The following is a 22,366-nucleotide window of genomic DNA, read 5'->3' on the forward strand; positions in this document are numbered from 1 at the left end:
CGCAGGGTGGGGGAGTGGAGGACTCAGCAGAATCCGGGCTGGCATGCCGGGGCGGTGCAGTATGACGCCGCCGCCCTCGCGGCGGTAGCGAAGGCCGGCCACCCCCGCGACGCAGTCCTGCGGGTGGTCGCTCTCCACGTCGTTCAGGCGGGGGAGGAGGAACTCGACCCAGCGGTGGACGACGTACGGTTCGTCGAGAAGCCTGAGGGTGAGCTGCTCCTCCTCCAGATGTACCTGGACGACGCCAAGGGGGTATTCGGAGACGCTGCCGATCTTGCAGCAGGCGAGGAAGACCGCAGCCTCCAGCTGCGCCTGTTCCGGGGTGGCGTGCTGCGGGGATGGTGAGCGCTTGGTCGTCATCGCTGAGAAGCGCGTGCAGGGCTTGGTGTGACTCGCCGGTGCTGCTGCTGCGGCGGTCTTCGGTGTGGGCCAGGGCGGCCTGAGGCATCGTGGCCGCGGTTGTCGGAGCTCCGTGGAGGCCCGGTCGGCGTGTGATGGAGGCTGCCCTCGGCCTCAGGACCGTCCTCGCGGGCTCAGACGACCGCCCCTGTCCTCCTCTCCTTCTTCTTCCGCGCCTCCAACGGGCTGTACCCGTCAGGGACTTCCTTCGCGGCGCGGCGGCCCCGTGCCGGTGGTGGTGGCGGGTTGCGGTGTTCCAGGGCGATCGCGATCGGGACCGCGGTGACAATGGTCGAGGCGATGCCGACCAAGACGCCCGCGATCAGCGCCACGGAGAAGTCCGCCAGCGAGTCGCCGCCCAGTACCGCCAGTGCGGTCAGGATGAACAGGGCTCCCATGCCCGTGTTCACCGTGCGCGGGAGTGTCTGGACCACCGCGTGGTTGGCCGTTTTCTCCAGGTTGCCTCGTGGGTTTCGGCGGCGCGCTTCGCGGACGCGGTCGAAGACGACCACCGTGTCGTTCACGGAGTAGCCGATCACCGTGAGCAGCGCCGCCAGGAAGACGCTGTCCACCGGCCTGCCCAGCCAGGCGAACAGGCCCACCACGAGGAGGACGTCGTGGACCATCGCAGAGACTGCCGCTGCCGCCAGGGTCCAGCGGAACCGCACGCTGAGGTAGATCAGCTGGGCGGCCACCGCGACGCCCAGGGCCAGGAGCGCCTTCTGGCGCAGTTCGCCGCCGAGGCTCGGGCCGATCTGTTCGTCACGCTCCACCGTGACGGTTCCGCCCGGCTTCTCCAAGGCCGCCTTGACACGTTGCTGTTCGTCGTCGGTGAGCTTCTCCGTGCGTACGGTGATGTCGCCGTCGCCGGACTCCTGCACCACCGCGCGCGGGAACCCCGCGTCGGACACGGCGTTCCGGGCCGTGTCCGCGTCGACGGACCTGCTGGTGCTGTACTCGACGAGGTGGCCGCCGGTGAACTCCACGCCGAAGTCCAGGCCGCGGATGAAGATTCCTGCGACGGCCACCGCCACCAGGAGTGCGCTCGCGCCGAGCCAGCGGCGACGGTGGCGGACCAGGTTCGGGTTGCGGCGGGACAGCCATGTGCGGACTCGGCCCGTCGAGGCGATGCCCGTCAGACCGGGGCGCTTGCGTACGAAGCTGCGGGCGACGGCGAAGTCCGCGAGCGCGCGGGTGATCACGAGCGCCGTGAGCATCGATGCCAGGACGCCGATGCACAGGGTGACCCCGAAGCCCTTGACCGGGCCCGTGGCGAAGAAGAACAGCAATCCCGCGGCGAGCAGCGTCGTCATGTTCGAGTCGATCACCGCGCTCCATGCCTTCGCGAAGCCGCTCTTCACCGACTTCGCCAAGTCCTTGGAACGGACGCCCAGGTACTCCTCCCTGGCCCGTTCGAAGACCAGGACGTTCGCGTCCACCGCCATGCCGATCGCCAGGACGAACCCGGCGAGCCCCGGCAGTGTGAGCGTCGCGCCGAGCGCCACCAGAGCGGCGTACGAGATGAGGCCGTACAGTGCGAGGGCCAAGGCGGCGAGCGCGCCAAGGAGCCGGTAGGCGACGGTGATGAACAGTGCGGTCAGGGCGATGCCGATGAGCGCGGCCTTGGTGCTCGCCTCGATTGCGTCGGAGCCGAGCGTCGGGCCGACCGTGCGCTGCTCCACGACGTCGAGGGGCACTGGCAGCGCGCCGCCCTTCACGAGCGCCGCCAGCTCGCGCGCCTCGGCCCGGCCGAAGCCGCCGCTGATCTGCGTGGAGCCGCCGGTGATACCGGTCCCGCACACCACGTCCGGGTTGACGCCGGGCGCCGAGATGATCTTGTTGTCGAGGGTGATGACGACGCGGCGTTCCGGAGCGCCCTGAGGCGCGCAGGCCGCGTCCGAGGTGATCTTCGCCCAGGTGTCGCCCGCGCCCTTGCGGAAGTCGAGGGAGACCATCCAGCCGTTGAGCGACTGCTGGTCCAGGACCGCCTCGGCGTCCTTGACCCCCTCGCCGGTGAGGGCGGTGGGGCCCAGCTTCAGGTGGTTGCCCGGCTGGTCCGGGTCGGGCAGGGTGCGCGATCCGTCGGCCTCGGGCTTCGCGGAGCCCTTGTCGGCCGTCGCCCCCGTCACCGGGTGGACCGTGAGCTGTGCGGTGCGGCCGATGACCTCGGCGGCCTTGCGTGGGTCCTGCACTCCGGGCAGTTCGACGATGATCCGTTTCTCGCCGGCGCGGGCGATGCCGGGTTCGGAGACGCCGAGGGCGTCGACGCGCTGCCTGAGGACCTCCAGAGCGCGGTCGGTGGATGTGGCGTCGGCCTTGACGGTGGGTGAGTCCCGGGTCTCCAGGACGATCTGGGTGCCGCCGCGCAGATCGAGGCCGAGGCGGGCGGATTGGGTGAGGGCGATGTAGAGGGACAGCGCGACGGCCGCCAGCGCGACGATCGCCCTCCACAAGGGTGGGCGGGACAAGGGTGCGCGAGACATGCGTACTCCACGATGAGGGCAGGACGGAGGGACGCGTGACCGGCCCCGCACGGTGTGCGCCGGGGCAGAAGGGGTCAGGCGTCGATGACGGTCTGCGTGCTCATCGGTGGGGCGGGCCGCGCGGGGCGGCGGACTCAGCCGGCCTGCGCGGCGGCGCGAGTACGGTGGCGGGGCCCGTGTCGGGCCCGCCCAGGGCGCGTCGCGGGGCCGTGTCGACGGCCGTACGCGCGGGGCCCGCAGGCTGCGGGCCTGGGATGTGAGCGTCAGGTCGGTGCGTGACCTCGACATGGAGCGCCGGGACGTCGTCCGGTCCTGCCCCTTGTCCGGCGTGCCCCGCCACCGTGTGGTGGGCGAGCGGCCTGTCGGCGGGCATGGGCATGCCCTGCGCCCCGGCCACCGGGACGAACAGCGCGAGGACGGTGACGACGAGGGTCAGCGCGGACGCGGCCAGGCGCGCGGAGCGGCTCTGTTGCGGCACGCGTCCCCCCATCCCTTCGGCGCTCGTCGGGTGCGCACGGCGTGGCGTGGCCCTGCCCTGCTCAACGTATCGGGCGCCCCGGTCCGTTCCGTGTTCCTCGGTAGTTCTTCGTGCAGCTGCGAGAGGTGCTCGATGAGGCGGAAGAAGCCCGCCAGCGCGTAATGCTCCACCTGTGGCCCGCACGGCGCTCGCGTCCGCCGTGGTAGTCCACCCCGGTCCGGCGAACCACCTTGCCTCCGAAGGCGTCTTACCCGCCTGATGGACCACGAGACACGTTCGGCACTCACTCCGGGAGGCTCCGTCTTGTCAGCACCACTACTTCCCAGCGACCCGAAGCAGTTGGGCGCCTACTATCTCGATGGCCGCCTCGGCGCGGGCGGCCAGGGCGTGGTGTACGAGGGCTATAGCCCGGACGGCGAGCGGGTGGCCGTCAAGGCGCTGCACCGGGTGAGCGACAAGGACCGGGACATGCTCCGCAAGGAAGTGCAGGCCTGGCGCCGGGTGGCACCCTTTTGTACGACCCGCATGCTCTACGACGACCTCGACGGGCCCGTCCCGTTCGTCGTCAGCGAGTATGTGGCAGGCCCGGACCTGCGGCGTGCGGTCACCGCTGGAGAACCGTACGGCCCGGAGGAGCTGCGCCGCCTGGCGATCGGCGTGGCCACGGCACTGGCGGCCATCCACCAGGCTGGTGTGGTGCACCGGGACCTCAAGCCCGAGAACATCCTCCTCGGCCCCGACGGCCCGCGCGTGATCGATTTCGGCATCGCCCGGATCGTCGAGGGAACCGCCACCGCCGGCCTGCCCATGGGCACCCTCCGCTACATGCCGCCCGAGCGTTACCAGGGCGAGCACGGCGACAATAAGGTCGACGTGTGGGGCTGGGGCGCCGTCGTCCTCTTCGCCGCGACCGGCCGCCCCGCCTTCGACGGTGAGAACGCAGCAGTGCTGGCCTACCAGGTCGCCATGGACGACCCCGACACCTCGGTGCTGGAGGAACCGCTCCGCTCGCTGGTGGCGGCAGCGCTGTCCAAAAAGTCCAAGGGCAGGCCGACCGCGGAGCAGTTACTGCTGTCCCTCGTCGGCCGCGCGGACCTTGCCGCCATCGTCGAGGGGGTTGCCCCCAGCAGCCCGGTCGACCCCGCCGACCCTTCACGGGCAGAGGTGGCAGAAGCGGTGTTCGAAGCCCTGGGCACAAGCGGGCAGGAGGCCGTCTCCAGCCTGCTGCTGCGCCTGGTCGCCCCCGGTGAACGGGCCGAGGACACGCTCCGCTCGGCCCGCCGGGCCGACTTCTCCGACGGTCAAACCCCAGAGGAGGTGGTGGACCAGGTTCTGCACGCCTTCACCGAGGCCGGGCTGCTGGTCTGGGAGGACGGGGCCGTCACGCTGTCGAGCGCCGCTTTGATCCGGGCCTGGCCACGGCTGCGCGACTGGGTGGAGGCCGAACGCCCGGGTCTGGCCGTCCACCAGCGGCTGTCGGCAGCGTCCCGGCTCTGGCACGACCACGGCCGCAAGAACAGCGATCTGCCGCAGGGCACAGCTCTGGAGCACGCCAGAAACTGGGCCGCGACCGGCCGCCGCCTGCTCACGCTCAACCGCACGGAACGAGATTTCCTGGACGCCGGGTCCGGCCTGGCCCGGCGCCGTGGCCGGCGGCGCGTACTGCTTACTACAGTCCTGGCCGCGCTGCTGGTCATCGCGATCGGCGCCGGCGCTGTCGCCTTCGACCAGCGTCAGACCGTCGTCGGCCAGCGCGACCGTGCCACCTCCGCCCAGGTGGCCGGTACCGCCCAGTCCCTACGCCGAACCGACCCCGAGCTGGCCCGGCGGATGGCGGTCGCAGCGGCGCGCCTCGCCGACACCCCTGAGTCCTGGTCGGCGCTGTTCGCCCTGCGCAACCAATGGGAGGACGACGCGCTTAGAAGTCATCTCATTTGGCCATTCTGCGGTAGCAGATGAGGGTGCAGGCGATGCTGGTGAAGGCGAGGAAGTGCTCGGCCTTGCGTTCGTATCGACGGTGGAGGCGGCGGCAGCCGGCGAGCCAGGACACGGTCCGTTCGACGACCCATCTGTGGCGGCCGAGCCGTTGCGAGGACTCGATGCCTCTGCGGGCGATGCGGTGCTTGATGCCGCGTTCGCGTAACCATTTCCGCAGGTGGGCGTAGTCGTAGCCCTTGTCCGCATGGAGCTTGCCGGGCTTGCGTCGTCGGCGTCCTCGGCGTGAGCGGATAGGCGGTATGCCGCGAACGAGGGGCTCAAGGGCCTGACTGTCGTGCAGATTCGCGCCCGAGATGCCGACGGACAGGGGCAGCCCCGTCCGCTCGGTGATCAAATGGATCTTCGACCCGAACTTGCCCCGATCGACAGGATTCGGACCCGTCAGGTCCCCCTTTTCAAGGCCCTCATGTTCACCGAGTCGATCGCGCAGCGGGACCAGTCCAGCTCGCCGCGGGCGCCGAGCTCATCGAGGACCAGGCGATGGAGCTTGGCCCACACCCGGGCCTTGCTCCACTCCGAGAAACGACGGTGAGCTGTCGCCCCGGACGGGCCGAACGAGGCGGCGGGCAGCTGCTGCCAGGTACAACCCGACGTGGCCACGAAGACGATCGCGGCAAGCACCTCCCGGTCACCGTGGCGGCGCCGCCCACCGCCCTGAGGCCGCGACGGCGCCTCCGGCACCACTCGCTGGAACAACTCCCACAACTCATCCGGCACCAGCCGTTCAACGATCCCCACCACAACCGACAGCCTACCCGCGAAGCCCAAATGAGATAAATTCTTAGGCTGCCGGACTTCGTGGCGACGGCCTCGGATCTGGACGGTTCCGGGCAGACCCTGGTGACCGCCCTGGACACCCGCGTCGAGTTCTGGAACGTCCAGACCCGCGTGAAAAGCGGCTCCTACACCGCCCAGGCCAAGGTTCACTCGGTCGACCTGTCCGACGACGGCAGGACAGCTGCCGTGAGCTCCGACGACGGGTACACCCGCCTGATCGACGCCGCCACCGGCCGCCCCCGTGACCTGCACGCCTATCCCACGGCCAAGCAGGCCGGCGGCTACTGGCCGGCTACGGCGATCAGCCCGCGGGGCACCTACCTCATGGTCGATTTCCTGGACGAGAACCTGAAGTCCACCCTGACGGTCTGGGACGCCCGCACCGGGGACAAGAAGTTCTCCACCAGTGCCAGCGGACCGGCCTTCCTCCTGGCCGGTTCCTCGTTCTCACCGGACGAGGCGGTGCTGTCCCTGCCCGGCGGGGACAAGGGCCTTCCCTTCACCTGGTACGACCCGAGCACCATGAAGGAGTTGCCCCTCCCCGAGGCCGACATCAAGGCTGGCGACACCCAGGGGCCGGTGGTGTTCAGCCCGGACGGGAAATCCGCCGCCCTGAAGGTGAAGGGAGGCAAGATCAGTGTGTTCGGCCGCGTCAAGGGGCGCGCTGGCATCGAGCTCGGCGGCGCCGATGAGAACTCGGACTACCCGGTCTACTTCAGCCATGACGGCCGGTACCTCGTGCAGAACGCGGTCGTCTGGGAAAACTCGTACACGCAGACCCCGATCCTGCGCTACGAGACCACCCAGAGCGAGTGCTATCCCGCGACCGCGCTGCGCTTCACCCCCGACGGCTCCACGCTTCGGTGCGTGGGAACCGACGGCATCGTCCGGTCGCTCAACATCAGGGCCTTCGTCCAGCCTCCCGCGGGGACGGAGCAGTACTACCAGGAAGGGGCGGTGAGCTCCGACCGGCGCACTCTTGCGCTCGTCGGCGGTTCCGAAGCCGAGATCTGGTCGCCCCTGTCGCGGACCAGGCGCTCCACCGTGACGTCTGGTGCGAGCGACAGCTTGCGGCACGTCCAGCTCAGCCGTGACGGGCAGCGGCTCGCCGCCCTCCACGGCACCGAGGTCGAGATCTGGGACACGACAAAGGAGAAGGCCTCGATGCTCGGCAGTATGCCCGTCATCGAGCCGGACCGGACTGACAGAGCCACGATCGGGTTCGCGTTCTCACCGGACGGCACCGCGCTCGCCGTACAGGTCATCCTGAAGGACGAGACCAACATCCTCTCGTTCTGGGACCTGACCACCATGCGCCTCATACGCGAGGTGCGTGCCAGCCTCGGCCCCCCGCGCAGCGAAGGGGCCGTCCTCTTCGCCCCCGACGGCAAGTCCGTGATAGCCGCACCCCACTTCGGCAGGGTCGCGTTCCCTTCGGGGGAGGTCCTCACCAAGGGCGCCGCGAGCATGGATGTGGACTCCATCAGCGACGACGGCACGATGCTGTACACCCACCCTCGCGGCGACCGGCCCTACATACGGCTCTGGGACGCCCGGACGCTCCAGCCGGCGGGGGATGACCTGCGTACGGGCTCGGTGTCCGCGCCCACCCTGGCACAGGACAGGGGCGCCGCCGCCTCGCCCGACGGGCGGCTCTTCGCCACCGTGCACAAGTCCGAGCCTGGGTACCAGATCAAGCTGTGGGACAGCCGCACCCGTTCCCAGCTCGGCGTCCCGATCACGGGACTGGTGGACGAGATCGTCGCGGTCGCCTTCGCCCCTGACGGTTCGGCACTGACCAGCGTGGACAAGGACGGCAGAATCTACACCCACACGATCGCCCCGGCACAGCTGATCCGGGACCTCTGCGCCAGATCGGGCGGCCTCACCGAAGAGCAGTGGAAGGCCCACATCCCCGACGTCCCCTACCGGAAGACGTGCTGAACTTGCTGCCCCAGACACGCGGTCGCTTCCCGGCAAGGCACCCTCGGCCGCGGAGAACGCGCCACCCCAAGCGGTGACGACCGCGCCACCACTGGTCCACCGGGCGGCCGGTGGACCAGCGACTGCAACGCACCCGCTCGGCCGTGCAACATCGGCGCTGCAACACGCCAGTGCTTTGCAGCCCTGACCTGCACGAACACGAGCCCACAGCCATCAGAGACCTGTGTTGCCCTGTGCCGGCAGACAAGACGAAGGCCCCGGGGGCCACTGACTTGTCTCAGCGAAGGCGGGTCGACGACGGTTTGTCTCAGTGAAGGTGGGCCACTGCCCCATCCGTCTCATCGAAGATGGGCCGAACTGTCCGGCCCCAGCCGGCCTGGGCAGTATCTGCCAGTAAGCCTCGCCCCTGGCCGCTGAACAGTCGCTAGCTGGTTAATGACCGGCGAAGACGCGGACGCTCGGAGTAATCGGGAGGCGAGATCGGCGACGGATGGGGAACACTTCGCCTGGTGATCGTGATGCAGCCCGTCCTGGAGATGAACACCCCTGATGGCTTCGACCTCTGGCCTGTCGCCGAGACCGAACAGTTCAGTTTCCTGCCGCTCAGTGGTGGGCTCTCACCCGCCGAGATCGGGACGGCGCTCATGCGTATCGCCGCTTGCAACGACGTGGACCCCACAGACGATGACGACCTCCCACCTCGGCCGGCCGAGCCTCTCAGCGGCTTCCTCCACGGACTGCTGAACATCGACAGCCTTTACGCGGCAGGCGGCCTGCGCGTCACGGACAACTCCACGGGCATCGCCTTCTCGCCCGGCTGCTGTGACGGACTGGAGGACTGGCCCGACTGGTACCAGGTCGCCGACGGCACCGGCGTAATCGGGTACGGCCACGATCCGGAGCCGTCGCTGGCCGAGCCTCGGGGATACCATCCGCCTCACCGTCGGCACCGACCGGAACGACAGTCCCGTGATCGAGCTGTCGGTCACCGGGCTCCGCCATCTGCTCGCCAGCGCCGAGCGCGACCTGACCGACTTCCTCGGGGCAGCAGCGGACTGGATTTCCGAGCACCTACCTGACCACTCCGCTCCTCTGACCGCCGCCCTCGCCCGCGTTCTCGCCCTTCCCGCGCCGGGCATACTGCCAACGCCACTCGGTACGGACCGGACGTGACTACTGGCATGCGCATGGCCTGGACGCTCGACGTACGCGGCTGGGCCACCTGCACAGTTGAAGATCGACAGACCAAAGTCGAGCTCACCGCCTCCTACATCACCAATGCTCCAGAGGAGTTGCTCACCGCCGTGGCCCGGCTCGTCTCAGGCGAAACGGACACCCGCGCGGCGCGCCGGACCGCGTCCGGCCGGTGACGCTGGGAGACCAGGCCCGGAGCGGCGGTGAGGGAGGCCAACCCCGAGTGGTCCTGCCCCCTCCTTTCGAGCCGATGCTCGCCTAGGCTGCTGAGTCCGTCCCCGGACCCGGTGTCCTGGCGGGCGGCCTGGCCCTGGAGCAGAAGTTCGACGGCCACCGCGCGATCCTCTTCACCCCTGCCGGCCCCGGCGGCCGGCTGCTCCTGCAGACCCGGCGCGGCTCCCTGGTCCAGGACCGGTTCCCCGACCTGGTCGCGGCCGCCGAGCAACTGCCCGAGGGCCTGGTCCTCGACGGGCAGCTCGTCGTCTGGGACGCCGCAGCCGGCCGGCTGTCCTTCGAAGCCCTCCAGCGCCGGGCCGCCGCCCGCGGCCGCACCGCCACCGCGCTCGCCGCGAAGACCCCCGAGTTCTTCATCGCCTTCGACGCCCTGCAGATCGACGGCATCGAGCTGCTAGCCCTGCCCTACGCCGAGTGCCGCCGACGCCTGGAGGTCCTCTTCGCGGCCCGCGCACTGACCGCACCGTGGACGTTGTGTCCCATGACCACGGACCCGGACAAGGCCCGGGAGTGGCTGGAGGACTGGACGGACGTCTCCGGCGTCGAGGGGATCCTCGTGAAGAACATGAACCAGCGCGACCGGCCCGGAGTCCGCAGTGCTGGTCGCGGGACCCTCGGGCGGATTTCCGACGGGCGGTACCGGTACCGGTACCGGAGCCGGAGCCGGGGTCGGGGTCGGCGGGTTGGGCGGGGTCGTGGGGGAGGGAGTGTTCACGCGGCACCCTGCTGCTTGCCGAGGTTGGCTTGGTGTGGAGCTGGGCGGGAATCCAGATACGCCGCTCCCGGGCAGCCTGGTAGATGACTCCCCGGAGGCGGCTCATGCGCATGCGGACCGCCGCGTTGGTGATCTTCAGCTTGTCCGCGATCTCGGCGCTCGAGTACCCGTCGATGGTCATCCGGACGACCGCCCGGGTCTCCCACTTTTGCTCGTCCAGGATTTCCTCGAAGACGGTGACGAAGCCCTCGGGCTCGGCCAAGTAACCGGATGCCTGGAGCAGACCCGCGAGCCCCCGGCGCCCGCCCGGCGTCTCCTCCCCGAAGTCGCAGAGCGCGTGCAACTCGTGCCAGCGGACCCGCCGCTGCGCCCAGTTCTTGAACACCCGCCCGAACTCCCAGATGCACGTGCCGATGTAGTACGACATCAGGCAGCTGGCACCGCGGGGGCCGTGGTGGTTCGGGTCCCAGCCCTTCTCGATCAGCGTCTTGCGGCGGAACGTCTCCAGCGCCTTGATCTGCATCTCGAGCAGGATCTCGTCTCGGGCGGCTTCGTCGGCCTTCAGGGTGGCGGAGTCGTCGGCGCTGATCCACAGCGTGATGCCCCGCTTCAGGTGGCGCTGAATGGCCAGCCGGCCGAGGGAGCCGCTGCGGAGCATGCCCTTCAGGACAGGCTCGCTCTCCACCCACATCTCGTCCCGGAACACCTTGTACACCGGCCCGTCGAAGCCGTAGTTGGCCAGCTCCTGGACGCGAGCGGTGTCCTGCTCGACTCGGGCCGATCGGTCGTCGGCCAGGAAGGTGTCGACGGCCTGCGCGATCTCATCATCCGTATGCATAAAGATCTCCCCGGTTCTGGTCTGAGCCGAGCTGCTTCGCGAGCGAGCCCGAGAAGTAGTTGGCTAGTTGTACGAGCTGATGTGCGGGGAAACCTGCGAATGTCACACGTGATTGAAGAGTTTTTGAAATTTCCGAGCCTGAAATTCTCCACAGCTCTCTGACCTGCATGAACACGGGGCGGTTGCCGGAAACGCCGGCATCCCCTTCGACCCCGACGAACCCGAAGACGTCCCCCTGGACCAGTCACCCGGCTTCACCGCAGACCAGGTCGACGGCAAGAAGAAGCCACAGCGCCGCCGCCGCGGCGCCGGCTACATCTCGGACCCTAAGAAGCGCAAGACCATCGAGGAACACGCCGAACAACTGGCCATCACCCATAACGAGAACCAGGGCTGGACCATCGAGAAGCTCGGCAAGCCCTACGACCCACGCTGCACCCGCGGCGCGGAGGAACGCCACATCGAGGTCAAAGGCACCATGGGCGCCGCGACGAGCGTGGAGCTGACCATCAACGAAGTCCTCCACGCGTGGGACAAGGGCAACACCGTCGATCTCTACGTCGTGAGCGACATCCCGGTCGACACCCACACCGAGCCCTACACGGCCAGCGGAGGGACGGTCTCCCACTACACCGACTGGGAGCCCGCCGAAGAAGACCTCCGGCCCCGCAAGTACGAATACCGACTCCCGGAAACCACCGCGTGAAAAGTGCGCCTTCGCCTCTTCGGCGCTGCGACTCGCCATCGCCGCCACCGGCGCGTGAGGCGAGCACGGTGTCATCAAGGCGCAAAGGGCGGGTTACGGCGATGTCAGCGTGAGTAGGAGGACGGTCTGACGCATTGCCGGTGACGATGCCAGCGAGGATGAGCCGGTCGGTGGAGGCGCCTCGAGGTCGGTGGGGGCCAGCCAGGACACCAGGGACGCCGGCCGTCAGGTGTGCGCCTTCGGCCGGGAGCTGCGCGAGGTAGGCGTAGTGCCGCTGTCAGTCGACCGTCCACCCCAGCGTCCCCGGGTTCCACTCGGGACGATCGCGGAGGCCCGCCGCTGAGCCCGGCGCGGGTCCGACCCCTGGCTGGCCGCGGCCGAGGCCGAGCTGTGGGCCCGGGGGTGGGATCGTCCTGCGCCTGGACGGCAAGGAGCTGCACGAGAAGGGCTGTCTGTACCGGGCGTTCGCCCGTGAGCTGGGGTTCCCCGGCTACTTCGGGCATGACTGGGACGCCATGGTGGACTGCCTCGGCGACTGGCACGGGCTCGGGCACGGTAAGCAGGACGTCGCGGTGCTGATCGACGGCGCGGACCCGTTGCTGGACGTGGAATTCCTCGGTGATCTCGTGTGGCCCCTGTGCGCGGGCGCCTGGCGGGCCAACTTCATGGTCGACGCCGACGGTGAGCCCCACTCCTACGGCTGAGAGCGGGCGCTCGACGGAAAGGGTGGCAAACGTGCTTATGTTCGATCCCGAAGGTGGTAGGCCACTCAGACGGTGACCGTGACGAAGCCTTCCACGATGAGCGGTTATATGACGCTGAGATCGTGTCGCCCAGTGCTACCGAGTAGACTGAACGGAGCGCCTCATAAGACAGGGTGAAGGCGCCGCTCGCGGTTCCTGCAAAAATGCTGGCGGCTGCCCGGTCGGTTCTCTGCATTTATTCCCTTTAAATCAGCTTGCACGTTCTACTTTCTGCCAACAGGCGGAGGGATTGCCATGGCTGGAGCACACTCCAACCCGGAACCTGACGCGTTGGAACCTGACGAGTTGGTACGGGCTCTTGACGAAGCGAGCCGGGGGAGGATCCAGGTTGCGACGTACATTAATCGCAGTGAGTTCGGGAACGCGATCGAGACGGCAGTGGACGTCCTGAACGCACTGAACAATGCCCAAGAGTACGGAGCAGAAGATCAGACTGCCCTGCGGGCTGCGGCGATGGCCGCTACAACTGACGTCGCACTCGCTTACTTCGCTGACGGCGACCCCGACAGCGCACAGAAGTATTTCGCGAGCGCCGCAGGTTTGGGCCTTGAGCTCCAAAAGGGCCCCTATGTCATGAGAGCATGCGCAAAGCATGGTGTTCCTAGCTACACAGGTCGTTGCCATCAGCCAAAGTGCCCTCCGTGACAGGACCAGTGATGCCTTCATCCGCGGCGCAATCTTGCTGGATCACCGGGCAATCGTTCGTTGCAGCAGCACCGTTCGTGCTCTTCGCGTTCCTAGCTGCTGTGCTGGTGGCTCGCGTGTCATGGGTGATCTACTACCTGTATCGCTACAGGCGCTCTGGCCGGGGATCCATCCGTGAAGCACTGCTCGCGACTTCAGCCAATATCGAGGTGCAACGCCAGCCAGATGACGACATCGATGACGAGCTCGATGCCTATATCGAGAAGGTGGCGAACGACTTTAGGTTCCTCGCACAGCGTCAGACGGATGTCAGCCTAGTTGGCGGTTCAGTCTCTTTTGCGGCCTGGACAGCACTGTTCATTGCAGTCAGCGACGCGGGTATCGAGTCCGGGATATCTGATCGCACCTTGGCCCTGCTGCTCAGTGGGGCGATGCTGTTGCTCGCCGGGCCAATATGCCTCAGGCGCGAAGACTTTCACTGGAACTACATACTCCGCGAATCAATGCTGTATGTCGGCTTCACGGTCGTACTGTTCTCCTTGTGCTCCATTGCGATTGACCTAGGCGGCATTGGGGCCTCTATAGGCGCTTTGATCGTCGCATTCGCTGTTGTTGTAGCTGATCTGGCCGAAGTGAAGTCTCATTGGGAGCTACTGCGGTACAAGCTCCCGGAGCCCGCCGGCAACGACCCTGAAGGCGATGCCGAATCGCAGCTCCCTGCCGGATTGGCTTGACCGGCGGGGAGCTATGAGAAGCAGCCAGGCATCCGCGAGAGCGACAGCACACACCGTCGCCCAGCACCTGAACCGTCTGAAGGCCGACACCTTCTGGAAGCAGGCTACGGGCACGGCTCTGGTGGGCCGCCGCGTGGACGCGACCCTGAACGCCCTAACTATGCTGCCCTCCGCGTCGCCCGCGTCCGCGTCCCGGCTGTGGGTCTCCCCGATGGCGGCCTGCTCCCGCTCCACCCCCACCATGGCCCCCGGCGGGCCGGCTCCGGCCGAAGCCGCCGTCCCCGCCCACCGACAGCAGGCCGCGCCCACCAAGAGAGCGGGGCGCGGGCGCCCTGTCAGCGCCCAGCTCGGCGAGAGCGGCGAGCTGCGCCCGGTCGAGCCGGTCGCGGCGCTGCTTCTGATTGGCCAGCCACACCCCGACGCGGCGAACGTCCCCGCCTGGCAGCCGCTCGACGACGGCCCGCCCCGGCAGACCGCCCCCCGCGCGATGTACTGCCGCAGAGCCTCCAAGCCTCTCTGGAAGGCCTCTCCGCCCACGCGCGAACCGACAGCCGTAGCCGTCTTCGTCGCCGCCTTGCGGGCCCGCACAGCCTTCTTCACGCCGAGCCTGGCGAGCCGGTGCTGCTGTTCGGCGTTCAGCCGGTCCCAGCCCCTCCACTGCGAAGCGAGCCACCGTCCGACTCTTCCCCGTGCCGGGTCACGCCGGGGACGATCGCGGTCAGCCGCGCCCCGGAGGCGAGGAGCTGGGCGAGGTAGGCGTAGTGCCGCTGCCAGTCGATCGTCCATCCCAGCGTCCCCGGGTTCCAGTCCGGGTCGATCGCGGCGAGCGCCGCGGCCCGCCGCTGCGCCCGGTCGGGGTCCTTCCCCAGCCCACCCGGCCGGCGCACGTGGGTGAGCCACTGCCCGACGGCCTGGTCGAGCGCGGTGGCGCCCCGCGGCGCGGCCAGGGTCTCGTACAGCTGGTGGTAGGCCCGCGCCGCGCCGAGGTTGGCCTCGAAGCCGGGGTCGGCGATGTCCCATACGATGCTCTGCGGGGGAGTGTCAGTGGAGATTCGTCAGCTGGTTGTCAGCGGTGTAGCCCCAGTGACCTGGTAGTTCACACTGACGGGCCATGACGCGCTGGTGCTGACACGAGTGACGAATGGCCATGTGATTCTCAGGCCGACCATCAGGCTTCGGCGGAGGCGCGGATCCGTGCGGCGACGGCACGCAGGTCCTTCTGTAGTCCCTGCCGCTGGGCCTCGTTCACGGCCTGGATCGTTTCGTCAGTGATGTCACCGGGTCTGCGTACGCGCATCGCCCCACCTTGGACGACCACCTCCGCCGATGGCCCTACCCGGAGGTCTCCAAGCCGGTCGCAGCCCCCGGGCAGAGCCCCGTTCGGGGTGCGAACGATTGCGTGATGACGCCTTTGGCACTGATGCTGAGGCGGGCCGGTTGCTGCCCGGTGGCGGGGACGCGGCGGCCAGTGGCTTGGAGGTCGTTCTCGTCGAAGGGTTCCAGGGTGTCGCGGCCCTCGGGCATCACGTAGTGGTACCAGCAGCGGAGCAGGGGGTCGGGCTGGTCGGAGTCGTAGCCCGCACTGCGCACGACGGCTTCGGCTCCGGCCAGTCCCTCCGCACGGGCGTCGGCGCAGTCACGGATCACCACGATGTCACCGGCCCTGAACAAGGGCGGTGCGGAGGCTTCCTCCTCGCCGACCTGCACGCCGTATACCGCGGGGTGCTGAAACACACCGCCGTCTTTGGGCTGCTCCCAGTCCCGCCACAGGCCCTCCGGATCCTGCGCGCACCCTAGGGCGTGGAGGCAGTCCGCGGTGGTTCCGGAGGGTACGAGCGACACCTGGAACTCCAGCATTTCCGGAGTCCGCCAGTACGGCCCCTTTGCTGTGACGAGCACCTCGCCGTACGGCGAGAGGGCTGTGGTGAGCGCTTCGGTGAGCGTCGCACTGTCACTGGCCGAGGCCTGTGCCCAGATGTTCATCCAGATCCGGCGGAAGGGGGCTATGGGCACGGCGCAGTCACATTCTTCGTGGTCAGAGGCGGTACCCCAGCGTATCCGCCGCGCAGCGCGGCTCTCTGTCGACCGACTTTATCCACAGGCGTACGGCCGTGAACTGGAGCTGTCCGGTTTCGGGGGTGAAGTGCCCGGACACACAGTGAAAGTGAGGCGCGGCCGTGGCGCAGAGCATGTTCGACAAGCAGCTGGAAGCAGACTCCGAGTCGGTGGCGCGGGGCATCGGAAGGATCCTCGCGGGCCGGGACCTGGACGGGATACGCAAGACCAACGCCACGTTCTGGCGGACGGGGACGCGGGTTCTGCCGAAGGTGAAGGGCCGTGTCCCGCCCCGCTCCTACCGGGCGCGGTGGCGGCGCCTGTCGTTCCATCTCGCGCTGGGGGCGGGGGTGGTGGAGAGCGGCTACCTGGCCGGCCGGGACCCCGTGGCCACCGCGGAGAGCGTGTGGGAGGTGGGGGGGTGTCTCTATGTCCTTCGTCAAGGAAGTGGTGCCTGGTATGCGGGTGTTTGGGGTGGTCATGCGGCGAGAGTGACGTCGGGGGTCCGGGATTCGTAGAAGGTGCCGTCGCGGAGCATGGCGAACAGGACGCTGATGCGTTGGCGGGCGAGGCGGAGGAGGGCCTGGGTGTGGGTTTTGCCGCGGGCTCGTTGCCGGTCGTAGTAGGCGCGGGAGGCCGGGTCGGCGTTCATGCAGGCGAAGGTGGAGAGGAACATTGCGCGTTTGAGCTGCCGGTTTCCGCCTCGTGGTGCGTGCTCACCATGGATCGAGGTTCCCGACGACCTGGTCGTGGGGGCGAGGCCGGCGTAGGAGGCGAGGTGGGCGGCACTGGCGAAGCCAGTGCCGTCGCCGACGGTGACCAGCAGGACGGCGGCGGTCCTGACTCCGACTCCCGGCATCGAAGTCAGGACCTGGTGAAGAGGGTGCGCCTCCAGCAGGCTGTTGATCTGGGCTTCCAGGGCCCGGCGCTGGTCGTGGACCGCGGCCAGCGAGCGGGCCAGCGACGGGATGACCACGTCGAGGGTGCCGGTTCCCGGGACCACTACGGTCTGCTCGTCGAGGGCGTCGAAGACGTCGTCGATCAGCCGGGCGGCCATGCGCGGGGCCTTGGGCCGGATCACCTCGACGAGTCTGCGACGGCCGGCCTTCCGTAGTGCGGCCGGGGATCCGTAGCGCTCGAGGAGCCAGGTGACGGCGGCGTGGTCCAGGCGCGGGCCCAGCACCCGCTCGAGGCTGGGGTGGAACTGGGTCAGCAGCCCGCGGATCCGGTTGGTGGTGCGGGTGGCCTCGGCCGCGAGGTCCTGGTCGAAGCCGGTCAGCACCGTGAGCTCGGCGGTGATCTCGTCGGTCAGCTCCAGCGACCGCAGAGTGTGAGGTATCGTCCGGGCGGCGTCCGCGATGACCGCGGCGTCCTTCGCGTCGGTTTTCGCCTCTCCCGGATAGAGGTCGGCGATCCGTCGCATCGCGAGTCCGGGCAGGTAGGCGACCTCGCAGCCCGCATCGCGGGCGACGGTCAGGGGCAGGGCGCCGATCGAGGCGGGCTGGTCCACGATCACCAGGACAGTGCCGAACTTGGCCTTGAGTTTGTCGAACACGGCCCGCAGCTTCGGTTCGCTGTTGGGCATCGGCTTGTCGAAGACCTTCTTCCCGGCCGGCGTGAGCCCGTGGCCATGGTGGGCCGTCTTGCCGACGTCCATCCCGAGGAAGACGCCTATGCCTTCGGTGTCTAACATCGCACGACTCCAGAGGTGTTGACCGTGCCGGCCTTGGCGGTGGCACCGTGCTCGCGCATCCACGTTATGCAGACCTGCCGCCCACGTCTCTGCCCGGCATTGCGCCGGGCCGGGCGGTGGCCGGGTCTCTCATCAGCGTCTCCGACGGCACCTCCCGGGCCCGGCGACACCACCCCCCAGGTCATTCGTTCGACAGAGGGGACACAGTCATACCGGGCCCGGAGGCCAGCAGCCCCATTGCAGGACCGCGAAAAACATAACGGGGGAGACCCACAACCAGACCCTCGCGATGCCGGGGTCCGGGGTATCGGCGCGGCGTCGGCCGCGGCGGTGGACGGTGTGGCGTACGTGTGGCTGACCCGTGAGCGCCGGGAGCTGATGCACGAGTGGGTGATCCCGCTGCACGAGGCGCTGGCGGGACCGCTCGGGCCGGCCGAGCAGGCCGACCCGCGCCGCTACCTCCACATCCCGAAGAACATTGCGACGACGACGCGGAGATCCGTATCGACTTGCCCGCGAGCCTTGCGTTCTCCCGCGAGGCCGTTGCCTATTTGGTGGAGCACAAGCTCGCCCTGGAGGGCGTCACGTTCGCCCGGCACCCGGCCGGGTCCAAGCCGTACGCGCGGGTGAAGAAGACCCGCCGCCCCCCGGCCCCTCGGCGAAGGCCCCCTTCAAGGACCCCACGATCCGGGAGCTGGTGGCGCGGGCACCGCAGTCCGCGCCCGTCATCGGGATCGGCGCCGGAGACCAGGTCGTCACGGTGGACCTGGACGCCGAAATCCCCGCACATCCTCGTCAACGCCTCTACGGGCGGCGGCAAGTCGGTCACCCTGGGCGCCATCGCCTGCCAGATGCTCCACCACGGTGCGCGCGTGTTCGTCCTGGACACCAAGAAGATCTCCCACCCGTGGGCCCACGGCATCGACGGCGTTACCTACTGCCGCGACATCGCCGACATCCACGACCAGCTCATCGCCCTCGGCCAGATGGGCCAGATCGGCCGCCAGCGAACCCGGATCGCCGCCGCCCTGGGCATCGACGCCGACCCCACGGCCATCGGACTGCGCATCCTGAACCTCCTCGAGGAGATCAACGCGACGCTGCGGCAGCTCGCCCGCTCCTGGGAGAAGATCCGCGAGTCCGGCGACCCGAAGGTCTCCCCGGCCGTCGACGCGCTCAGGGCCTGTCCGACGGATCATGTGACCTGTCCCGGGTTCAAGTCGTTGGCATGTTCATGGGGCGGGGAGATCTCACGAATGAGGAATGGTTGCGGCTGAAGCAGCATCTGCCGAAGTGCGGGCAGCGGGGCTGGCGTTGGGACAGTCATCGCAGGTGATCAACGGGATTCTCTTCCGACAGCGCACCGGGGTGCCGTGGCGGGATCTGCCTGCGCGTTTCGGCAAGTGGAAGACTGTGTACGAGCGGCACAGGCGCTGGTCTGCGGACGGCATGTGCGAGAGGATCTTCAAGGCCGTCCTGGCCGACGCGGACGCGACGGGCTGCATCGACTGGTCGATGGCGAGCGTGGATTCAACGTCCTGCCGCGCTCACCAGAACGCCGCCGGAGCACGCAAGAAGCCACCCCGGGTTCCGGGAAGACGGACGCCCCGGCAGCACCGCCCCGATGAGGGGCTCGGACGCTCCCGGGACGGGCTGACCTGCAAGATTCATCTGCTTGGTGAGGGGGGTGCCGGCCTCTCGCCTTCCTCATCACGCCGGGTCAGTGGGGCGACGCACCGCAGCTCGTTCCCGTGATGGAGCGTGTCCGTGTCGCCCGCCCGGACGGTGGACGCCCCCGGACCCGGCCCGATCAACTCGGCGGTGACAAGGCGTATTCATCCCGGCGGAACCGCCGCTACCTGCGCCGACGCCAGATCAAGCACATCATCCCCGAACCGAAGAACCAGCGGGCCAACCGCCAGCACCGCGGCAGCAGGGGCGGCCGGCCCACCGGCTTCGACACGACGATCTACAAGCGCAGGAACGAAGTGGAACGCACCATCAACGCGCTCAAGAACTCCCGGGCGGTCGCGACGAGATACGACAAGAGGGCCTACATCTTTCACGGCACCGTCACCGTCGCAGCCATTCGGCTCTGGCTCCGGTCCCTATCGGAGTGAAGGAGCTGGCACCCGTCACGAGAAAATCGCATGCACCTGATCGACCGCTTCGGGTCCGTAGCCAACCGCGCCCACGGGGACGGCGCCGTTGATCGCCTCGATCACACGCCCGGCCCATACCGGCCCGAATCCCCCGCACAGTTCAATCAGCTGCACTCCCTCGCCCACCAGGCGGCGCGCGGCCTCGATGCACTCCTCGGGCTTCGCTACCCCGACGAACACACTGCGGCACGTACCCGTGTCCACGACGCTGAAATCGCCACCTGCCGCGCTGCCGTCCGCCGTGTAGATGAACCCCCAGTGTGTGAGCGCCATACGTATCAACCTCCTGTGATCGTCAGAGCCACCAGCCAAGCAGAGCCAGGGCGGGAATGGCCTGGAACGGAGACAAGCCGTGAGTGATTTACGCCGCACTCCGGATGCCCGCACCGTCGGAGTACAGCAACACGGCCCGCTAGCGCATGATCCGCCGGACAGCTCCCAACGAGATCCTCTACATGGGCCGTCAGCTGCGCATGCACGTCCTGCTGGTCGCGCAGTCCGCGACCGCCCGCGCGCTCGGGGGCCCGGAGGTCCGCGAGCAGTTCTCCACCCGCATCCTCGCCCGCTACAGCGTCAACGCCTGGCGCATGCTCGCTCCCGAGGTCCACCCGGCGCCGAAGTCGACCAAGCACCGGAGGCACGTGATGCTCTGCGGGGGAGTGTCAGGGGAGATCCGTCAGCTGGCAGTCAGCGGTGTAGCCCCAGCGACCTGGTAGTTCACACGGACAGGCCGTGACGCACTGGTGCTGACACGAGTGACGAAGGGCCACGTCATTCTCACGCCGCCCATCACGTCGGCCTGCATGTCTGATCCCGCAGTCCCGCCTTTGGTGTGGCTCACGCTCCCCGACGGCCAGGAGGTCAGGGCCGGGCTCCATGAGCGCCGCTGGACCGGGCGGATGGCGCTACCGGGTCGGGGTGCCGCTCTGGTCCGTCACCGCAAACAGGCGAAATGACATCTGATGCGATACCCGAGGGTCTGGTCTGGCTCGCCGATGGGGGGATGGCTTCAAAGCCGAGGGACCGCGGCATGCTGACTTGACGTCATCTCATTTGGTGAGTTGGATAGGCTGGCGGCCGTGGCGGGGATCGTTGAGCGGCTGGTGCCGGATGAGTTGTGGATGTTGTTCCAACGGGTTGTGCCGGAGGCGCCTTCGCGGCCGCAGGGCGGTGGCCGGCGTCGGCACAGTGATCGGGAAGTGCTGGCCGCGATCATGTTCGTGGCCACGTCGGGCTGCACATGGCAGCAGTTGCCGAAGGCGTCGTTCGGGCCGTCGGGGGCGACAGCCCACCGGCGTTTCACCGAGTGGACGAAGGCACGGGTCTGGGCCAAGCTGCACCGCCTCGTCCTTGACGAGCTCGGCGCCCAAGGTGAGCTGGACTGGTCCCGCTGCGCGATCGACTCGGTGAACATGCGGGCCCTGAAAAGGGGGACCTGACGGGTCCGAATCCTGTCGACCGGGGCAAGTACGGCTCGAAGATCCACTTGATCACCGAGCGGACCGGTCTGCCCTTGTCCGTCGGTATCTCAGGGGCGAACGTGCACGACAGCCAGGCACTTGAACCCCTCGTCCGCGGCATACCGCCCATCCGTTCCCGCCGTGGACGCCGACGGCGCAAGCCCGGCAAGCTCCATGCAGACAAGGGCTATGACTACGCCCACCTGCGGAAATGGTTACGTCAGCGCGGCATCACACACCGCATCGCCCGCAAGGGCATCGAGCCCTCGCAGCGGCTCGGACGTCACCGCTGGACCATAGAACGAACCATGGCCTGGCTCGCCGGCTGTCGCCGACTCCACCGCCGCTACGAACGCAAGGCCGAGCACTTCCTCGCCTTCACCAGCATCGCCTGCACCCTCATCTGCTACCGCCGACTCGCCAAATGAGATGACTTCTTAGGCACCGGCGGCCGAGCCGGTAGGGTGCGACTTCGCCCCAAAAACCGTTGCCGTCGAGCGCCTTGCCCCGCTCAGGGAAGCGCTTGGGGTGCCACGGGCCCTGACCGGGAGCCTCACATGGCCCCGGCTGTGGGTCTCCCCGATGGCGGCCCGCTCCCGCTCCACCATCACCCCCACCGTGGCCCCCGGTGTGCCGGCCCCGGTCGCAGCCGCCGTCCCCACCCACCGGCAACAGGCCGCGTCCACCAGGGGTGCGGGACGCGGCCGGTAGGCGCTGGACAGAGGGAGCAGTGGTGATGAGGGGCAGGCAGCGCCGTGCTGGCGGGGACGGCGGCGCCGCGTGCGACCTGTGGGCCGACCGGGCCGGGCGTGAGACCGTCGCCTTGTCCTTGAGCCTGCCGGCCGCAACGGTGGTGCTGGCCGGTGCGAGGCGCGCGGGCACCCTGCTGCTCGAACTTCGTCCGGCTCAGGCATCGCTGTAAGGCGACGGTCTCTCGGCGGGTGATCTCGTCCTGACACAGGACCTGGAGGAAGTCCAGGTGGCCCAGTTCCCCGCCGTGGGCCTGGGCCAGGCGGGCATCAAGGGTCTCCAGCAGCCCGATACGGGCCCGTTCCAGCCGGGCTTGGTGCCGGTAGACGGGCCCGTA

The 22,366-nt window shown here is 68.6% G+C and carries 21 protein-coding genes and 2 pseudogenes; 14 read left to right on the forward strand and 9 right to left on the reverse strand.

Going from position 1 to position 22,366, the window contains the following annotated elements; genetic code table 11:
- Nucleotides 1-54: 54 nt before the first annotated feature.
- Entirely contained in the window at nucleotides 55-345 is a 291-nt protein-coding gene (locus tag OG594_RS45695; protein ID WP_266608587.1) for a hypothetical protein, read from the forward strand.
- Nucleotides 346-533: 188 nt separating this feature from the next.
- Here the strand turns inward: OG594_RS45695 and secD are convergent, their stop codons facing one another.
- Nucleotides 534-2,882, reverse strand: a complete 2,349-nt coding sequence (gene secD, locus OG594_RS45700) for a protein translocase subunit SecD (RefSeq protein WP_266608588.1) — start codon at nucleotides 2,880-2,882, stop codon at nucleotides 534-536.
- Between the two features lie 100 nt (nucleotides 2,883-2,982).
- Entirely contained in the window at nucleotides 2,983-3,360 is a 378-nt protein-coding gene (locus tag OG594_RS45705) for a hypothetical protein (protein ID WP_266608589.1), read from the reverse strand.
- A gap of 303 nt (nucleotides 3,361-3,663) precedes the next feature.
- Between OG594_RS45705 and OG594_RS45710 the strand changes: the two genes are divergently transcribed.
- Complete coding sequence (locus OG594_RS45710; protein WP_266608590.1) at nucleotides 3,664-5,319, forward strand: serine/threonine-protein kinase; 1,656 nt, start codon at nucleotides 3,664-3,666, stop codon at nucleotides 5,317-5,319.
- Here the strand turns inward: OG594_RS45710 and OG594_RS45715 are convergent.
- Nucleotides 5,291-6,090 (reverse strand): IS5 family transposase gene (locus tag OG594_RS45715; RefSeq protein ID WP_266608901.1). Its coding sequence is split into 2 segments (ribosomal slippage): nucleotides 5,291-5,751 and nucleotides 5,751-6,090, totalling 801 coding nucleotides; the frame shifts between segments, so codons are not numbered across the junction. The two genes, OG594_RS45710 and OG594_RS45715, sit on opposite strands and share 29 nt — an antisense overlap.
- Before the next feature lie 66 nt (nucleotides 6,091-6,156).
- Between OG594_RS45715 and OG594_RS45720 the strand changes: the two genes are divergently transcribed.
- A complete protein-coding gene (locus OG594_RS45720; protein ID WP_266608592.1) occupies nucleotides 6,157-8,079 on the forward strand; it encodes a WD40 repeat domain-containing protein in 1,923 nt (640 codons plus the stop codon).
- Between the two features lie 617 nt (nucleotides 8,080-8,696).
- Here the strand turns inward: OG594_RS45720 and OG594_RS47300 are convergent.
- On the reverse strand, nucleotides 8,697-9,068 hold the full coding sequence (locus OG594_RS47300; RefSeq protein WP_323185478.1) for a hypothetical protein: 372 nt from the start codon (nucleotides 9,066-9,068) through the stop codon (nucleotides 8,697-8,699).
- Between the two features lie 180 nt (nucleotides 9,069-9,248).
- On the opposite strand from OG594_RS47300, the gene OG594_RS45730 reads away from it, so the two are divergent.
- The 5 genes from OG594_RS45730 (at nucleotide 9,249) to OG594_RS45750 (ending at nucleotide 13,909) form a co-directional block, all read left to right on the forward strand.
- Nucleotides 9,249-9,449, forward strand: coding sequence for a hypothetical protein (locus OG594_RS45730; RefSeq protein WP_266608594.1), 201 nt, complete (start codon nucleotides 9,249-9,251; stop codon nucleotides 9,447-9,449).
- Between the two features lie 164 nt (nucleotides 9,450-9,613).
- Nucleotides 9,614-10,309 (forward strand): hypothetical protein, encoded by a 696-nt coding sequence (locus OG594_RS45735; RefSeq protein ID WP_266608903.1) that lies wholly within the window; start codon nucleotides 9,614-9,616, stop codon nucleotides 10,307-10,309.
- 1,094 nt (nucleotides 10,310-11,403) lie between these two features.
- Nucleotides 11,404-11,766 carry a DUF3883 domain-containing protein gene (locus OG594_RS45740; protein ID WP_323185494.1) on the forward strand — a complete coding sequence of 121 codons (363 nt, stop codon included), beginning with the start codon at nucleotides 11,404-11,406 and terminating at the stop codon, nucleotides 11,764-11,766.
- A 419-nt stretch (nucleotides 11,767-12,185) separates the two neighbouring features.
- A complete protein-coding gene (locus tag OG594_RS45745) occupies nucleotides 12,186-12,470 on the forward strand; it encodes a barstar family protein (RefSeq protein WP_266608906.1) in 285 nt (94 codons plus the stop codon).
- Nucleotides 12,471-13,186: 716 nt separating this feature from the next.
- Nucleotides 13,187-13,909: a hypothetical protein gene (locus OG594_RS45750; RefSeq protein ID WP_266608596.1), complete on the forward strand. Its 723-nt coding sequence runs from the start codon at nucleotides 13,187-13,189 to the stop codon at nucleotides 13,907-13,909.
- A gap of 635 nt (nucleotides 13,910-14,544) precedes the next feature.
- Here OG594_RS45750 and OG594_RS47305 read toward each other — a convergent pair.
- From OG594_RS47305 to OG594_RS45770, 4 genes are all read right to left on the reverse strand, one after another.
- Nucleotides 14,545-14,961, reverse strand: coding sequence for a helicase associated domain-containing protein (locus tag OG594_RS47305; RefSeq protein WP_323185496.1), 417 nt, complete (start codon nucleotides 14,959-14,961; stop codon nucleotides 14,545-14,547).
- 116 nt (nucleotides 14,962-15,077) lie between these two features.
- Complete coding sequence (locus tag OG594_RS45760; protein WP_266608600.1) at nucleotides 15,078-15,206, reverse strand: hypothetical protein; 129 nt, start codon at nucleotides 15,204-15,206, stop codon at nucleotides 15,078-15,080.
- A gap of 35 nt (nucleotides 15,207-15,241) precedes the next feature.
- Nucleotides 15,242-15,922, reverse strand: a complete 681-nt coding sequence (locus OG594_RS45765) for a hypothetical protein (protein WP_266608601.1) — start codon at nucleotides 15,920-15,922, stop codon at nucleotides 15,242-15,244.
- 520 nt (nucleotides 15,923-16,442) lie between these two features.
- Nucleotides 16,443-17,657 (reverse strand): IS110 family transposase, encoded by a 1,215-nt coding sequence (locus OG594_RS45770; protein WP_266608602.1) that lies wholly within the window; start codon nucleotides 17,655-17,657, stop codon nucleotides 16,443-16,445.
- Nucleotides 17,658-18,283: 626 nt separating this feature from the next.
- Between OG594_RS45770 and OG594_RS47310 the strand changes: the two are divergent.
- The 3 genes and pseudogenes from OG594_RS47310 to OG594_RS45780 form a co-directional block, all read left to right on the forward strand.
- Nucleotides 18,284-18,496: pseudogene (locus OG594_RS47310) on the forward strand (pRL2-11); the annotation flags it as partial.
- A 33-nt stretch (nucleotides 18,497-18,529) separates the two neighbouring features.
- Complete coding sequence (locus OG594_RS45775) at nucleotides 18,530-18,934, forward strand: hypothetical protein (RefSeq protein ID WP_266608603.1); 405 nt, start codon at nucleotides 18,530-18,532, stop codon at nucleotides 18,932-18,934.
- A pseudogene (locus OG594_RS45780) lies at nucleotides 18,892-19,777 on the forward strand (IS5 family transposase). Before OG594_RS45775 ends, OG594_RS45780 begins: the two are co-directional and overlap by 43 nt.
- Nucleotides 19,778-19,792: 15 nt before the next feature.
- On the opposite strand, the gene OG594_RS45785 reads toward OG594_RS45780, so the two are convergent.
- Entirely contained in the window at nucleotides 19,793-20,092 is a 300-nt protein-coding gene (locus OG594_RS45785) for a DUF6506 family protein (RefSeq protein ID WP_266608604.1), read from the reverse strand.
- Nucleotides 20,093-20,238: 146 nt separating this feature from the next.
- Here OG594_RS45785 and OG594_RS45790 point away from each other — a divergent pair, with 146 nt between their 5' ends.
- The 3 genes from OG594_RS45790 (at nucleotide 20,239) to OG594_RS45800 (ending at nucleotide 22,201) form a co-directional block, all read left to right on the forward strand.
- Entirely contained in the window at nucleotides 20,239-20,535 is a 297-nt protein-coding gene (locus OG594_RS45790) for a hypothetical protein (protein ID WP_266608605.1), read from the forward strand.
- A gap of 405 nt (nucleotides 20,536-20,940) precedes the next feature.
- A protein-coding gene (locus OG594_RS45795; RefSeq protein WP_266608769.1) for an IS5 family transposase occupies nucleotides 20,941-21,707 on the forward strand; the annotation gives its coding sequence in 2 pieces (ribosomal slippage) (nucleotides 20,941-21,247 and nucleotides 21,247-21,707; 768 coding nt in all).
- A 308-nt stretch (nucleotides 21,708-22,015) separates the two neighbouring features.
- Entirely contained in the window at nucleotides 22,016-22,201 is a 186-nt protein-coding gene (locus OG594_RS45800; RefSeq protein WP_266608607.1) for a hypothetical protein, read from the forward strand.
- Nucleotides 22,202-22,366: the final 165 nt, after the last annotated feature.

Source organism: Streptomyces sp. NBC_01214 (assembly GCF_026340975.1).
In the GTDB taxonomy this organism is placed as follows: domain Bacteria; phylum Actinomycetota; class Actinomycetes; order Streptomycetales; family Streptomycetaceae; genus Streptomyces.